This window comes from Hydrogenophaga taeniospiralis, from assembly GCF_020510445.1.
Classification (GTDB): domain Bacteria; phylum Pseudomonadota; class Gammaproteobacteria; order Burkholderiales; family Burkholderiaceae_C; genus Hydrogenophaga.
The window spans coordinates 3,903,690-3,918,924 of sequence record NZ_JAHBAG010000001.1 but is presented as its reverse complement, the minus strand read 5'-3'; the positions used below and the strand labels follow the sequence as shown (position 1 = coordinate 3,918,924).

The following is a 15,235-nucleotide window of genomic DNA, read 5'->3' as shown; positions in this document are numbered from 1 at the left end:
GAATGGCCCCATGAACGCTCCCGATCCCTTCGTCACGCGCCAGGCTCAGATGGTTGACTACCGAACCGCCCCCAGCGAATACCGCCATTGGAAACTCGCCTTCGATGGCGCGGTTGCCACCCTGGCGATCGACATCGACGAAGACGGCGGCATCCGCCCGGGCTACAAACTCAAGCTCAACAGCTACGACCTGGGCGTGGACATCGAACTGCACGACGCCCTGAACCGCATCCGCTTCGAACACCCCGAAGTGCGCACCGTGGTCGTCACCAGCGGCAAAGACCGCGTGTTCTGCTCCGGCGCCAACATCTTCATGCTCGGCGTCTCCAGCCACGCCTGGAAAGTGAACTTCTGCAAGTTCACCAACGAAACCCGCAACGGCATCGAAGACAGCAGCAAACACTCCGGCCTCAAATTCCTCGCCGCCTTGAACGGCGCCTGCGCCGGCGGCGGCTACGAACTGGCCCTGGCCTGCGATGAAATCCTCTTGGTCGACGACCGCTCCAGCGCGGTCAGCCTGCCCGAAGTGCCGTTGCTCGGCGTCTTGCCCGGCACCGGGGGCCTGACCCGCGTGACCGACAAACGCCACGTGCGCCACGACCTGGCCGACATCTTCTGTACCACCAGCGAAGGCGTGCGCGGCCAAAAGGCCGTGGACTGGCGCCTGGTCGACGCCGTGGCCAAGCCCCAGCAGTTCGCCGCCGCCGTGAGCGAACGCGCCGCCAAACTGGCCACCCAGAGCGACCGCCCGGCCGGCGCCAAAGGCGTGAACCTGCCTCGCATCGAACGCAGCGACAGCGAAGATGGCATGGCCTACACCTATGTGAATGTGGCCATCGACCGCGCCAAACGCAACGCCACCCTCACCATCAAAGCCCCGAGCGGCGCCCAGCCCACCGACATCGCAGGCATCGAAGCCGCCGGTGCCGCCTGGTACCCGCTGCAGATGGCCCGCGAACTGGACGACGCCATCCTCAACCTGCGCACCAACGAACTCGACATCGGCACCTGGATCCTGAAAACCGAGGGCGATGCCGCCGCTGTGCTGGCGTGCGACCAGCTTCGCGAGCGCTTTGCCGATCACTGGTTGGTTCGCGAGGTCCAAGGGCTTCTGCGCCGCACCTTCGCGCGTCTGGACGTGTCTTCTCGCAGCCTGTTCGCTTTGATCGATGAGGGTTCGTGTTTTGCCGGGACGCTGGCTGAGCTGGCCTTTTGCGCCGACCGTACCTACATGCTGGCATTGCCAGATCAGCCTGAAAAAGCGCCGCGACTGACCTTGTCCGATGAAAATTTTGGTTCGTTGCCCATGGTGAACGACCAGTCGCGCCTGCAGCGCCGCTTCTACGAAGAAGCCGGCCCCATGCAAGCCGCGCGCGGCGCCATCGGCCAGGCCCTGGACGCCGACGCCGCCTTCGCCCTGGGGCTGGTGACCGCCGCGCCCGACGACATCGACTGGGCCGACGAGGTGCGCCTGGCGCTGGAAGAGCGCGCCGCCATGTCGCCCGACGCCCTGACCGGCCTGGAGGCCAACCTGCGCTTCGCCCAGAAAGAAAACATGGCCACCCGCGTCTTCGGGCGCCTGACCGCCTGGCAGAACTGGATCTTCCAGCGCCCCAACGCCGTGGGAGAAAAAGGCGCCCTGAAGGTCTACGGCAAGGGCGACAAAGCGGCCTTCGATTTCAACAGGGTTTAAGTACCCCCCGCGCCGCGCTGCGCGCGTCACCCCCCAGGGGGCGATGCGAGTGGCCCGGCGAAGCCGGTTCCACCGCATCCCCGCATTTGCGCCACCTCTCTCGACCGCCATCCGCTACAGCTCACCCACCCGCAGGAGACCCCCATGTCCACCATCGACTACAGCGACAAGATCCCCAACAACGTCAACCTGAGCGAAGACCGCACGCTGCAGCGCGCGCTGGAACAGTGGCAGCCCAACTACCTCAAATGGTGGGACGATATGGGCCCGGACGGCTCGCAGAACTTCGACGTCTACCTGCGCACGGCCATCAGCGTGGACCCGCAGGGCTGGGCCCAGTTCGGCCACGTCAAGATGCCCGACTACCGCTGGGGCATCTTCCTCAACCCCGCCGAGGCCGACCGCAAGATCCACTTCGGCGACCACAAGGGCGAAGCCGCCTGGCAGGACATCCCCGGCGAATACCGCGCCAACCTGCGCCGCATCATCGTGACGCAAGGCGACACCGAGCCGGCCTCGGTCGAGCAGCAGCGCCACCTGGGCCTGACCTGCCCCAGCCAGTACGACCTGCGCAACCTGTTCCAGGTCAACGTCGAAGAAGGCCGCCACCTCTGGGCCATGGTCTACCTGCTGCACAAGTACTTTGGCAAGGACGGCCGCGAAGAAGGCGAGGCCCTGCTGGAGCGCAACAGCGGCAACGCCGACAACCCACGCATCCTCGAAGCCTTCAACGAAGAGACGCCCGACTGGCTGAGCTTCTTCATGTTCACCTACTTCACCGACCGCGACGGCAAGTTCCAGCTCTGCGCCCTGGCCGAGAGCAGTTTCGACCCGCTGGCGCGCACCACCAAGTTCATGCTGACCGAAGAAGCCCACCACATGTTCGTGGGCGAGAGCGGTGTGAGCCGCGTCATCAACCGCACCTGCCAGGTGATGAACGAGCTCAAGACCGACGACCCGGCCAAGCTGCGCGCCGCCGGCGTGATCGACCTGCCCACCATCCAGCGCTACCTGAACTTCCACTTCAGCGTCACCATCGACCTCTTCGGCGCCGACGAATCCAGCAACGCCGCCACCTTCTACTCCACCGGCTTGAAAGGCCGCTACGAAGAAGGCAAACGCACCGACGACCACGTGCTCAAAGGCCAGTTCTACAAAGTGCTCAACGTGCAGAACGGCCAACTCGTCGAAAAAGAAGTGCCCATGCTCAACGCGCTCAACGAGGTGCTGCGCGACGACTACATCAAGGACAGCATCGGCGGCGTGGAGCGCTGGAACAAGGTGATCGAGAAGGCCGGCATCCCGTTCCGCCTGACCGTGCCGCACAAGGCCTTCCACCGCAACATCGGCCTCTTGAAGGGCGTGAAGGTCGCACCCGACGGCCGCGTGGTGTCCGAGTCGGAATGGGCCGCCAACCGCGACCACTGGCTGCCCAGCGAGGGCGACCGCGCCTTTGTCGCCAGCCTGATGGGCCGCGTGGTCGACCCGGGCAAGTTCGCCAACTGGATTGCGCCGCCGGTGATGGGCATCAACCGGCAGCCGGTGGACTTCGAGTATGTGAGATTCGGATAACCCCCCTGCGCCGCTTCGCGGCTTCCCCCCTTTCTGGCGCGCCTTCGGCGCTTGAAGGGGGGACGATGCCTGCGGCCTGGCAAAGCCAGTTCCGCGGCATCCTGGGTTAAGGCCCGCGCTCCGGAGACGCAGCTTGGCAAAGCCGGTTCTGCGGCATTCCCGGTTAGGGCATGCGCTCCGGAGGGGCGGCCTTGGCGCAGAAGGGGGAGCTGTCTCTTCTCTCTGCGCGAGCGCCCACCAGCGCGACGCGGTGTGGCTGGCGCAGTGAGGTCAAGGAGGAGCTGGCCGCAGGCCGGCGGGGGACACGAACGGAGTCGGCCGCACCGCGTCGCGCGGCGCCAGGCCAACGCAAAAGCAGAGGCCAGAGAAAGACCCAAAGCCAACCCAGAAGCCCGAAAAAGACCAGCGCAGCAACCAGGCAAAAGTAGCACCCCGAAACAAGCCAAGCACCCAGAAATACACTGCCCAAAACACCCCCACGGAGACCCCCCATGAACGCGCCCGCCGCATCGGCTGTGATCAAGCAGCACCTGATCGACCCCGAGATCTGCATCCGCTGCAACACCTGCGAATCCATCTGCCCGGTGCAGGCCATCACGCACGACTCGCGCAACTACGTGGTCGATGCCGACAAATGCAACTGGTGCAACGACTGCATCTCGCCGTGCCCCACCGGCTCCATCGACAACTACCGCACCATGCCGCGCATCAAGGCCTACTCACTGGCCGAACAGCTGAGCTGGGACAACCTGCCGGCCGAACTCACGGCGGCCGAGCGCGCCGCACTCGTGGGGGATGCAGTGGCCGATGTGGCCGAACCCGCAACCACCGAGACCGAAGCCGAGACCGAAACCGCCGCCGAAACACCCGCCACCGACCCCAGCGGCCAGGAAAGCTTCAAGTCCGCCGCCTACGGATCGATCATCCCGCCCTGGAGCGCCGCTCACGCCTACACCAACCTCTACGGCCCCAAGGCCGCGCAGAAGACCGTCACCGCCACCGTCACCGGCAATGTGCGCGTGACCGAAGTGGGCAAACAGGCCGGCCACGACTACGACACCCACCACATCGTGCTCGACTTCGGCGCCATGCCCTTCCCCGTGCTCGAAGGCCAATCCATCGGCATCGTGCCGCCCGGCACCGACGCCCAGGGCAGGCCGCACCACCCGCGCCAATACTCCATCGCCAGCCCGCGCAACGGCGAGCGCCCGGGCTACAACAACCTGTCGCTCACCATCAAGCGCGTGCTCGAAGACCACCAGGGCCAGCCCGTGCGCGGTGTGGCCAGCAACTTCATGTGCGACCTGCAGGTGGGGGACACGGTCGAGGTGATCGGGCCCTTCGGCACCAGCTTCCTGATGCCCAATCACCCCAAATCCAACATCGTGATGATCTGCACCGGCACGGGCAGCGCGCCCATGCGGGCGATGACGGAGTGGCGCCGGCGCCTGCGGCAAAGCGGCAAGTTCGAGGGCGGGAAATTGATGCTGTTCTTCGGTGCGCGCACGAAAGAAGAACTGCCGTACTTCGGCCCCTTGCAGAACCTGCCCAAGGACTTCATCGACACCCACTTCGCCTTCTCGCGCGAGAAGAACAAACCCAAACGCTACGTGCAGGACGCGATGCGCGAGCGCGCGGCCGACCTGGCCGTGCTGCTGCAGGACCCGAACACGTATTTCTACGTGTGTGGCTTGAAGAGCATGGAAGAGGGTGTGGTGCTGGCGCTGCGCGATGTGGCGACCCAGGCCGGGTTGAGCTGGGAGCAGATCGGCGCGGCGCTCAGGCGCGAGGGGCGGCTGCACCTGGAAACCTATTGATGAACGGACCCACGGACATGAGCATTTTTGATACCTTGGTCGTTTCGCGGCGCGCCCCTGGCGTGGCCCAGGTCACCATGTCGCGCCCGGCGGTGTTCAACGCTTTCGACGAGACCATGATCGGCGAACTCGACGCTGCGTTCACCGAGCTGGAGGCCGATCCTTCCGTGCGCGTGATCGTGCTGGCGGGCGATGGCAAACATTTCAGCGCGGGGGCCGACCTGCAGTGGATGCAGCGCGCCAGCGCCGCGAGCCATGAATGGAATCTGGCGGACGCACGCCGTTTTGCCGGCATGCTGGCGCGCATCGAAGCCTGCGCCAAGCCCACGGTGGCGCGGGTGCAGGGCGCGGCGCTCGGCGGGGGCGTCGGCCTGACCTGCGCCTGTGATGTCGCGGTGGCCGCCGACAACGCCAGTTTCTCCGTCAGCGAAGCGAAGTTCGGCATCCTGCCGGCCGTGATCGGCCCCTATGTGACCAACGCGGTGGGCAAGCGCCAGGCGAAGTGGCTGGCCCTCACCACCACACGCATCGGTGCCGCGAAAGCGCTGGCCATCGGTCTGGTGCAGCAGGTGGTGCCGCCGGAGGCGCTGGACGCTGCGGTGGATGCGACCGTCCAGGAGCTGCTCGCCGGTGGCCCCAACGCCCAGCGCGAGATCAAGCAGCTGTTTGCTCAGCTGCAGGTCGGACCGATCACGCCCGAAGCGCGCGAGCTGACCGCACAGACCATCGGCCGCGTGCGCGGCACCGACGAGGCGCGCGAGGGCTTCGCCGCCTTCCTCGCCAAACGGCCCGCCACCTGGATTCCGAGCGCCACATGACCCCTCTCCACAACGCGCCGGTGCTGGTTGTCGGCGCCGGCATTATGGGCGCGGGCATCGCGCAGGTAGCGGCCCAGGCGGGCCACCCGGTGTTTCTGTTCGACATGCGCGAGGGTGCCGCGGCGCAGGCCAAGTCGAAGCTCGCGGCGACGCTCGACGGCCTGGTGGCCAAGAGCAGGATCACCGCCGAGGCCGCGGTGGCCACACTGGCGCGCATCGAGCCCATCGGCTCGCTGGACGCGGCCGCGGGCGCCGCACTGGTGGTCGAGGCCATCGTCGAAAACCTCGATGCCAAGCGCAGCCTGTTCCGGCAACTGGAGTCGGTGGTCGGCGAGACCGCCATCCTGGCGTCCAACACCTCGTCGATTTCCGTCACCGCCATCGCCAACGGCCTGCAGCGGCCCGAGCGTTTCGTGGGCATGCATTTCTTCAACCCCGTGCCGCAAATGAAGCTGGTGGAGGTGGTGTCCGGCCTGCAGACCGATGCCGCGGTGGCACAGGCCATCGAAGCCCTGAGCGTGGCCTGGGGCAAGGTGCCGGTGCACGCGCGGAGCACGCCGGGCTTCATCGTCAACCGCATCGCGCGACCGTATTACGCCGAGACCCTGGCCCTGCTGCAGGAGCAGGTGGCCACGCCGCAGCGCCTGGACGCCTGCTTGAAGGCGGCGGGCTTTCGCATGGGGCCCTGTGAGCTGATGGACCTGATCGGCCACGACACCAACTTCGCCGTCACGAACTCGGTCTTCGAGGCCAACTTTGGCGACAAGCGCTACGTGCCTTCGCTGGTGCAGCGCGAGCTGGTGGACGGTGGCCTGCTGGGCCGCAAGAGCGGGCGCGGCTTCTACACCTACCCCGAGGGCGTGCCGGCGTTGCCCGCAACCGCGCCCGAGGTGCCGCTGGCGATGGGACCCGTCACCGTGCACGGCGACGGCGAGATCGCCGACCGGCTGGAACAGCTCGTCGCCGAGGGCCGCTTGTCCGGCGACGCAGCGCCCTCGCGCCAGCGACAGAGCGCCTGGGTGGGCCTGGCCATCGGCGCCGCCCGGCTCGTGCTGACGGATGGACGCACCGCGGGTGAGATCGCGGCGCGTGAAGGGGTTGCCGATGTGGCGGTGTTCGACCGCCCGCTGTTGTGGCCAGCGGCTCCCGGCGGCGCGCTCGCCTATGCGGTGGCACCGCAGGCCAGGGCCGACTGGCGCGAGCAGGCCCCGGCGTGGCTTACCGCACTCGGCTTTGTGCCCGTGCCCATGGCCGATGCCCCCGGGCTGGTGGTGGCGCGCACGATCGCCATGCTGATCAACGAAGCCGCAGACGCCGTGCTGCAAGGCGTGTGCACCCCCGAAGGCGCCGACGCCGCGATGAAGCTCGGCGTCAACTACCCGGCCGGGCCGTTCGAGTGGCTGGCGCGCTGGAGCGTGGCTGGCGTCACGCAGGTGCTGGAGGCGCTCGACGCGCATTACCGCGGTGAGCGCTACCGTGTCAGCCCCTGGCTCAGAAGGAAACACACATGAAGTTCGTCGAATTCCATGCGGGGCAGGTCATCGAGGCGGGGCCCTACGAGCTGGGTGAAGCCGAGCTGATCGACTTTGCGCAACGGTACGACCCCCAGTGGTTTCACACCGATCCGCAAGCGGCCGTTGCCGGCATCCACAGCGGGCTGATCGCCAGCGGGTGGCAGACCTGCGGCATCGCCATGCGGCTGGTCGCCGACGCGGCCTTGCAGGGCTCGGAGTCGTTTGCCTCGCCAGGGCTGGCCTACGTGAAATGGCCACACCCGGTGCGCGCCGGGGACCGGCTGAGCCTGCGCGCGACGGTGATCGACACACGCCGGGCCAGCAGCAAGCCCACGCTCGGCATCCTGCGCTGGCGCTGGCAACTCTTCAACGCGGCCGGCCACGAGGTGCTGGACCTCGAAGCGACCAGCCTGTTCCACCTTCCCCAACAGGACACCCCATGACCCAGGCCTACATCTGCGACGCGATCCGCACCCCCTTCGGCCGCTACGGCGGCGCCCTCAGCAGCGTGCGCACCGACGACCTCGGCGCCATCCCGCTGCGCGCCCTGATGGCGCGCAACCCGAGCGTGGACTGGGCCGCCATCACCGACGTGCTCTACGGCTGCGCCAATCAGGCCGGTGAGGACAACCGCAACGTCGCCCGCATGAGCAGCCTGCTCGCCGGCCTGCCGCTGGAGGTGCCCGGCGCCACCATCAACCGCCTGTGCGGCTCCGGCCTGGACGCCGTGGGCACGGCCGCCCGCGCCATCAAGGCCGGTGAGGCCGGCCTCATGATCGCCGGCGGCGTGGAAAGCATGAGCCGCGCCCCCTTCGTCATGCCCAAAGCCGAGAGCGCCTTCAGCCGCAACAACGCCGTCTACGACACCACCATCGGCTGGCGCTTCGTTAACAAACTCATGAAAGCCCAGTACGGCGTCGATTCCATGCCCGAAACCGCCGAAAACGTGGCGACCGAGTTCAAGATCGAGCGCGAAGCCCAGGACCGCATGGCCCTGGCCAGCCAGATGAAAGCCGTGGTGGCCATCAAAGCCGGCCACCTGGCGCGCGAGATCTGCCCGGTCAGCCTCCCGCAGAAGAAGGGCGACGCCCTCATCGTGGACACCGACGAACACCCACGCGAGACCAGCCTCGAAGCCCTGGCCAGGCTCAAGGGCGTGGTCAAACCGGACGGCAGCGTGACGGCCGGCAACGCCAGCGGCGTGAACGACGGCGCCTGCGCCCTGCTGCTGGCCGACGAAGCCACGGCGGCGAAGAACGGTCTGACCCCCAAGGCCCGCATCGTCGGCATGGCCACGGCCGGTGTGGCCCCGCGCATCATGGGCATGGGCCCGGCGCCGGCCACGCAGAAGGTGCTGGCCCTCACCGGCCTCACGCTGGAGCAGCTCGACGTGATCGAACTCAACGAAGCCTTCGCCGCCCAGGGCCTGGCCGTGCTGCGCACCCTGGGTCTGAGAGACGACGATGAACGCGTGAACGCCTGGGGCGGCGCCATCGCGCTGGGCCACCCGCTGGGTGCCAGCGGCGCGCGCCTGGCCACCACGGCGGTGAACCGCCTGCACGCCACGGGCGGGCGCTACGCGCTGTGCACCATGTGCATCGGGGTGGGGCAGGGGATCGCGTTGGTCATCGAACGGGTCTGAAGTCCAGGGCCGCGGCGCGGGGCAGCGCCAGGTTGAGTGGCAGGCCCACCAGCAGGTGCAGCCCGGCCCAGGCCAGGCAGGCGCCGCGCCAGCCAATCTGGGCTTCGAGGGCTGTCATGCCTGCGGGGCGCGACCGGTCAAGCCCATCGGTGCGAACGCCATGGGCTCAGCCGCTGCGCTCAGGCGATGTCGAAGGCGTGAAAACCGAAACGGCCCGCGCGCCGGTCGGCGAAATAGTGTTCCAGCGTTTCCTTGACGGTGCGAAAGGCGATCTCGTCCCAGGGAATCTGGTCTTCGGTGAACAGCCGGGCTTCGATGGTTTCGGTGCCGGGGTTGAACTGCGTGCTGAGCAGGCGCGCGCGGTAGTACATGTGGACCTGACCCACCCGCGCGACGTTCATGAGGGTGAAGATCTCGCCCATCTCGAACTGCGCGCCGGCTTCTTCGTCGGTCTCGCGGGCCGCGCCCTGCGCGGTGGTTTCGCCCAGTTCCATGAAGCCCGCGGGCAGCGTCCACTTGCCCCGGCGGGGTTCGATGTTGCGCAGGCAGAGCAGCACGTATTCGCCGGTCTCGCCCCACACGGGCACGGTGCCGACCACGTTGAGCGGGTTTTCGTAGTGGATGGTGTGGCAGGCGGGGCAGACCGCGCGGGGCTTGGTGTCGCCGTCGTCGGGGATGCGGTAGCTGACGGCGGCGCCGCATTGTCTGCAGTGCTGGATGGGGCTGCGGTGCATGCCGCAAAGTGTAGGGGGAAATGAAAAAGGGCCCCTTGCGGAGCCCTTCAAGACGCGTGGGGCGCGGGCCCCGGCGCGGGTGGCGCTCAGCCTTTGGTGGTCTTGCCGTGCTTTTCGATCAGGGCCTTGGCGGTGTCGAGCAGCTGCTTGCCGTTGAAGCCGCGCTTGTCCATGTCCTGCACCCACTCCACCTCCACCAGGCGGGCCTTGCGCTTGAATTCCTGCGCCTCGGCCGCGGGGATGGTGTGGATCGTGTTGCCGAGTTTCACGGCGGACTCGCGGCCCGGCTTGTCGCCGCTTTGCTGCACCTTGCCCAGCCAGGCCGAGGTTTCCAGGCCCGAGTTCTTGTCGATGACGGCCTTGAGGTCGGGCGGCAGCGAGAAGTACTTGGCCTTGTTCATCGCCAGGATGAAGGTGGTGGTGTAGAGCGCGCCGCCCGAGGGGTCGAACTCGCTGTGGAACTTGGCCAGTTCCTGGACCTTCACCGCAGGCACCACTTCCCAGGGGATCACGCAGCCGTCGATCACGCCCTTGGAGAGCGCGTCGGGGATCTGCGGCAGCGGCATGCCCACGGGCGTGGCGCCCAGGTAGCCGAGCATCTTGGTGATCTGGCGGGTCGGGCCGCGCACCTTGGAGCCCTTGAGGTCTTCGGCGGTCTTGACCTGCTTGTTGCGCATGTGGAACATGCCCGGGCCATGCACCTGCAGGGCGATCGGCTGCACTTCCTTGAACTCGTCCTTGGCGACGGTCTGCACGTATTCCCAGTAGGCCTTGGAGGTGGCTTCGGCGTTGTTCATCATGAACGGCAGCTCGAACACCTCGATGCGCGGGAAGCGGCCCGGGGTGTTGCCCGGCAGGGTCCAGACGATGTCGACCACGCCGTCTTTGGCCTGGTCGTAGAGCTGCACCGGCGAGCCACCCAGCTGCATGGCGGGATAGGCCTCGAACTTGATGCGGCCGTCGGAGTCCTTGGTGACCTTGTCCATCCAGGCCTTGTGCATGTTGAGCCACACGTTGGACTGCGGCGACATGAAGGTGTGGAACTTGAGGGTGACGGTCTGCTGGGCAAAGCCGACGAGGGCGGGCGCGCCAAAGGCCACGGCGGCGCCGGATTGAAGCAGGGTTCTGCGCTGGATCATGGGGAGGTCTCCTGGGGTCGGTCGAAAAATGAGGGAAGGCAAGACCCGACAACGGTAAGGGTTTCGCACCGCGTCGGGCAGGGGTCAAACCCGCAAACGGGATCGCGGGCGTGGTTTGCGTGATTTATTTTTGTAAAACCAATTCACCCCTGCGGAATTATAGGAAGGAGCCCCCGGGGGTAAACCCGGGGCTGGCGGGCCGGGTTCAGGCCACCTGGACGGTGATGCCGCTCAATCCGTCGATGCCGCCGCTCATGGTGTCGCCGCGCACCACCGCGCCCACGCCCGCGGGGGTGCCGGTGTAGATCAGGTCACCGGCCTGCAGCTCCCAGGCGTTGGAGAGGTGCTCGATGGTTTCGGCCACGTTCCAGATGAGTTGGCTGACCGCGCTGCGCTGGCGGTCGCTGCCGTTGACCTGCAGCCAGATGGCCGCGTGGTGGATGTCGCCCGCGTCTGCCGCGGGGTTGATCGGGCCGATGGGGGCCGACTGGTCGTAGCCCTTGCCGATGCACCAGGGCCGGCCCTGCTTCTTCATCTCGGTCTGCAGGTCGCGGCGCGTCATGTCCAGGCCGACCGCGTAGCCGTAGATGTGGCTGGCGGCGTCTTCGGCCTTGATGCCGCGCCCGCCCCGGCCGATCGCCACGACCAGTTCAATCTCGTGGTGCAGGTTGGCCGTGAGGCTGGGATAAGGGATGGTGGCCACCTGGCCCGGCTCGGCGACCACGATCGCGTCGGCCGGCTTGAGAAAGAAGAACGGCGGCTCGCGGCCGGTGAAGCCCATCTCTTTGGCGTGTTCTTCGTAATTGCGGCCCACGCAGTAGATGCGGTGGACCGGAAAGCGCTCGGCACGGCCGACCACAGGCACGGACACGACGGGGGGCGGGGTGAATGTGTAGGAGGTCATAAGGGGGATGGAAGGGTGGTTAAGGAAGACTCGCAGCAGCACAGTGTGCCTCCGGCGCACGTGCCCGCGCCCAGGATGCCGCGGAACTGGCTCCGCCAGGCCGCAGGCATCGCCCCCTGGGGGGTGACGCCGCAGGCGGCGCGGGGGGAGCCTAATGCTGCCTTTCCGGCAACCGCACCACCAGGCCGTCGAGCTCGGGCGTGAGCACGATCTGGCAGCTCAGGCGGCTGTCGGGCTGGGCCGGGCAGGCGGCGAAGTCCAGCATGTCGCCCTCGTCGGCCACTGGGGGCGGCAGCTGGTGAATCCAGGGCGCGTTGACCATGACGTGGCAGGTGGCGCAGGTCAGGGTGCCGCCGCAGTCGGCTTCGATGCCGCGCACGTTGGCGTCTACGGCGGCCTTCATGAGGCTCTGGCCGGGTTCGGCCTGGATGTCTTGTACCGACTGGTCGGCGGCGATGAATCGGATGTGGATCATGGTGGTGGAAGGGTTCAGATGCGGCTGAAGTATTCGCGCCGTTCGAAATCGGCCTTGTCGTCGGCCTGGGCGTGGCGGTCGATTTCGCTGCGCTTGATGCGGCGGAAGTAGCGCACGACGTCGGGGCCCAGGCCCTGGCTGAGTGCGGCGTCGTCGCGCAGGGCGTCCAGCGCATCGCCCAGTGTGCCGGGGATTTTCTCGAAACCGTCGGCGTAGGGGGTTTCGCAGGCGGGCGGGGGCGTGAGGCCGCGCTCCAGGCCGTCGAGCCCGGCGTGGATCTGCGCGGCGATGTAGAGGTAGGGGTTGGCCGCCGGTTCGCCGATGCGGTTTTCGATGCGGGTGGCGCTGTCGCCCGCCGCCCCCACCACGCGCAGCATGGCGCCGCGGTTGTCCTGGCCCCAGATCACGCTCTGAGGTGCCAGCGCGTTGGGGCGGAAGCGGGCAAAGCCGTTGATGGTGGGCGTGCACAGCGCCGTCATGCCGGGGGCGTGGGCCAGCAGGCCGGCGAGCCAGTGGGTGCCGGCGTCCGACAGCGTGTGGCGCGCGTCGGCGCGGCTGCTGCCCGCTGCGGGCGCTTCGCGCACGCAGGCGTTGGCCCCGGTTTTCAGGTCCACCAGCGACTGGTGCAGGTGCCAGCCGCTGGACATGATGTTCGGAAACGGCGGGCGGCACATGAAGGTGGCGTGGTAGCCCGCGCGGCGCAGCGCCTGGCGCACGCCGTTGCGAAACAGCACCATCTGGTCGGCCGCGGTGAGGGCGTCGGTGGCGTCGAACACGGCTTCGACCTGGCTCGGGCCGAGCTCGATTTCCAGCGACTGCAGCGGCAGGCCCAGCGCCTGCGCGGTGCGCATGACGATGGCCAGCGGCTCGTCGGCCAGGTCGATCAGGGCCTCGGCCTGCAGGTTGTAGCCGGGGTGGATCATCTCCACCTGCGGCGGCAGGCCGGGCCAGGCGGCGAGCTCGGGGTCGAGCTGGGGCGCGGTGTCGGTGATGCGGTAGATGTGGAATTCCACTTCGAGCCCGGTCTTGAGCCCATAGCCCGCCTGGGCCAGCCGCGCCAGCGCCCGCTGCAGCACGCGCCGCGTGTCCAGCGGCACGGGTGTGCCGTCGGCAAACCAGGGCTGGCAGCGCAGCCAGCCGGTGTGGGCCTGCCAGGGCAGGGGGGTGAAGCTGGCCGGGTCGGGCAGCAGCATCAGGTTGGCCGCGCCGGCAAACCCGGGCAGGTCGTCCGCGCCACCGGCCTCGAACACCTTCCACGCGGTGCGGTCGGCCGTGTCCTTGAGCATCAGCGTACCGACCATGCCCACGCCGTCGCGCAAAGCCTTGATCGCGGCGTGCGCCATCAGCGTCTTGCCGCGCAGCATGCCGTGGGCGTCGCACCAGCCCAGGCGCACGCGCTGGACGCCGCTGGCTTCGATGAGCTGGGCGGTCTGCAGGCAGGCGGCTTCGCGGGCCGCGTCGTGGATGCCGCAGCGTTGGGCGAAAGGGCTCATTTCGCGCCGGCCGTTTCGGTGGCGGGCTGCGCGGCGGCGTTCTGCCAGGGCGCGCCCGCGCGCTTGGCGCGCACGGCGTCTTGCCACCAGGCCTGCCAGCCCTCGGCGGGGGCGATGCCGTCCACCGTGTCGGGGCCGTGGATGCTGGCGTGTTGTGCCGGGTCGGCGATGCCGGGCGGTGTGCCCCCTGCGGCCACGGTGTCCATGGCCTGCAACAACATGCGCCGGTTCGCCATGATCACCTTGTCTGTTGTACCCAGGTGTTCGCGCGTGCGGTCCTGGATCGCACCCATGCTCTCGCAGGCCCACTGGTCGTGCACGTTGATGTCGTCTTCGCCCATGCCGAGGTAGGTGCGGCTCCGCTGCTCTTCGGCGTTGAACCCCCAGTGGTTGTGGCGGCCGGACTTCGGGATGTAGTCGGGCAGGGTGACGGCGTCCAGGCGCTGGTTGCGCATGGTGTTCTTGTCCACGGGATCGGCGAAGCTGGTGAAGAAGGCGAACCAGTAGTTGTGCGTGTCGTCCACCGGCACGTGCATCTGCGTGATCGTCATGGTTTCGGACAGCGGGATCACGAAGGTCTGCGGGAACACCGCGTTGGTGATGCGCACGTGGGTGAGCGCCTCGGTCATGGGGCGCAGGGCGGTCAGCTGGATGCCGTAGGGCTGCTGCGTGAAGCTGATCTGTGGCTGGCCGAATTCGCGCATCACCTTGGTCATGGGCCAGCGCTCGCCGCCCACCTCGCCCACGCTGGCGCCGCGGAACTGCTTGCCGTAGCTGTCTTCGAGCGAAGCGTCGTTGAAGAAGCGGTGCAGGTACGAGGCGTGCGCCGGGTCGATGCCGACCTCGAACGCCTGCAGCCAGTTGCAGTGCCACAGGCCCTTGAACACGAAGCTGTGCGTGGCGGGCGCCTCGAAGCAGTCCAGCGCGGGGAAGGGCGGTGGCGTGCTGCCCTCGGGGCCGAACCAGCCGAACAGCGCGCCCGCTTTTTCCACCAGCGGGTAGCTGCGTTGCTGGATGCGGGTGCACAGCGTGCTGCCGGCGGGCTCGGCCGGGGTCTCGGTGCACTGACCTGACACGTCGAACTTCCAGCCGTGGAAGGGGCAGCGCAGGCCGTCGCCCTCGTTGCGGCCAAAGGCCAGGTCGGCACCGCGGTGCGGGCAGTCGCGGTCGAGCAAACCGAAGGCGCCTTGTGCGTTCCTGAACAGCACGAAGTCCTGCCCCAGCACCCGCACCGCCTTCACCGGGCGCACGCCCATCGCCGGGTCCAGCGCGGGGTTGAACTCGTCGAGCAGGGCCACCGGCTGCCAGTAGCGGCGCAGCAGCTCACCGCCCGGTGTGCCCGGCCCGACCTGGGTGATGCGCTGGTTCAGTTCGGCTTTCATGCGGGTCTCCTGTGGGCGGGCGAGTGGGTGATGGTAAAACGGTATCCCATTT

14 protein-coding genes are annotated in these 15,235 nt (G+C 67.9%); 7 read left to right on the top strand and 7 right to left on the bottom strand.

All coding sequences use genetic code 11. The features are described 5' to 3' along the window. The first annotated feature begins 10 nt into the window (after positions 1-10). The 7 genes from boxC (at position 11) to pcaF (ending at position 9,056) form a co-directional block, all read left to right on the top strand. Positions 11-1,693 (top strand): 2,3-epoxybenzoyl-CoA dihydrolase, encoded by a 1,683-nt coding sequence (gene boxC / locus KIH07_RS18820; protein WP_413465773.1) that lies wholly within the window; start codon positions 11-13, stop codon positions 1,691-1,693. Between the two features lie 144 nt (positions 1,694-1,837). Then, on the top strand, positions 1,838-3,265 hold the full coding sequence (gene boxB / locus KIH07_RS18815) for a benzoyl-CoA 2,3-epoxidase subunit BoxB (protein ID WP_226493424.1): 1,428 nt from the start codon (positions 1,838-1,840) through the stop codon (positions 3,263-3,265). 491 nt (positions 3,266-3,756) lie between these two features. Beyond that, complete coding sequence (gene boxA, locus KIH07_RS18810; protein WP_226493423.1) at positions 3,757-5,082, top strand: benzoyl-CoA 2,3-epoxidase subunit BoxA; 1,326 nt, start codon at positions 3,757-3,759, stop codon at positions 5,080-5,082. Beyond that, complete coding sequence (locus KIH07_RS18805) at positions 5,082-5,900, top strand: enoyl-CoA hydratase-related protein (RefSeq protein WP_413465771.1); 819 nt, start codon at positions 5,082-5,084, stop codon at positions 5,898-5,900. The genes boxA and KIH07_RS18805 overlap by 1 nt, the downstream gene beginning before the upstream one ends. Continuing rightward, entirely contained in the window at positions 5,897-7,411 is a 1,515-nt protein-coding gene (locus KIH07_RS18800; protein ID WP_226493422.1) for a 3-hydroxyacyl-CoA dehydrogenase, read from the top strand. Before KIH07_RS18805 ends, KIH07_RS18800 begins: the two co-directional genes overlap by 4 nt. Further along, positions 7,408-7,857 carry a MaoC family dehydratase gene (locus tag KIH07_RS18795; protein WP_226493421.1) on the top strand — a complete coding sequence of 150 codons (450 nt, stop codon included), beginning with the start codon at positions 7,408-7,410 and terminating at the stop codon, positions 7,855-7,857. Before KIH07_RS18800 ends, KIH07_RS18795 begins: the two co-directional genes overlap by 4 nt. Further along, the gene (pcaF, locus tag KIH07_RS18790) at positions 7,854-9,056 is read left to right on the top strand and encodes a 3-oxoadipyl-CoA thiolase (protein WP_226493420.1); all 1,203 of its coding nucleotides are present in this window, start codon (positions 7,854-7,856) and stop codon (positions 9,054-9,056) included. The genes KIH07_RS18795 and pcaF overlap by 4 nt, the downstream gene beginning before the upstream one ends. Here pcaF and KIH07_RS25415 read toward each other — a convergent pair. From KIH07_RS25415 to KIH07_RS18760, 7 genes are all read right to left on the bottom strand, one after another. Then, positions 9,040-9,174 (bottom strand): hypothetical protein, encoded by a 135-nt coding sequence (locus KIH07_RS25415; protein WP_264182090.1) that lies wholly within the window; start codon positions 9,172-9,174, stop codon positions 9,040-9,042. The two genes, pcaF and KIH07_RS25415, sit on opposite strands and share 17 nt — an antisense overlap. A gap of 61 nt (positions 9,175-9,235) precedes the next feature. Next, positions 9,236-9,790: an NUDIX hydrolase gene (locus KIH07_RS18785; RefSeq protein ID WP_226493419.1), complete on the bottom strand. Its 555-nt coding sequence runs from the start codon at positions 9,788-9,790 to the stop codon at positions 9,236-9,238. Positions 9,791-9,876: 86 nt separating this feature from the next. Then, on the bottom strand, positions 9,877-10,929 hold the full coding sequence (locus tag KIH07_RS18780; RefSeq protein WP_226493418.1) for a TRAP transporter substrate-binding protein: 1,053 nt from the start codon (positions 10,927-10,929) through the stop codon (positions 9,877-9,879). A gap of 205 nt (positions 10,930-11,134) precedes the next feature. Then, positions 11,135-11,833, bottom strand: a complete 699-nt coding sequence (locus KIH07_RS18775; RefSeq protein WP_226493417.1) for a fumarylacetoacetate hydrolase family protein — start codon at positions 11,831-11,833, stop codon at positions 11,135-11,137. A gap of 151 nt (positions 11,834-11,984) precedes the next feature. After that, the gene (locus KIH07_RS18770; protein WP_226493416.1) at positions 11,985-12,308 is read right to left on the bottom strand and encodes a 2Fe-2S iron-sulfur cluster-binding protein; all 324 of its coding nucleotides are present in this window, start codon (positions 12,306-12,308) and stop codon (positions 11,985-11,987) included. 14 nt (positions 12,309-12,322) lie between these two features. Then, positions 12,323-13,801 (bottom strand): glutamine synthetase family protein, encoded by a 1,479-nt coding sequence (locus KIH07_RS18765; protein WP_226493415.1) that lies wholly within the window; start codon positions 13,799-13,801, stop codon positions 12,323-12,325. Then, positions 13,798-15,183, bottom strand: a complete 1,386-nt coding sequence (locus KIH07_RS18760) for an aromatic ring-hydroxylating dioxygenase subunit alpha (protein WP_226493414.1) — start codon at positions 15,181-15,183, stop codon at positions 13,798-13,800. The genes KIH07_RS18765 and KIH07_RS18760 overlap by 4 nt, the downstream gene beginning before the upstream one ends. Between the last annotated feature and the right edge of the window lie 52 nt (positions 15,184-15,235).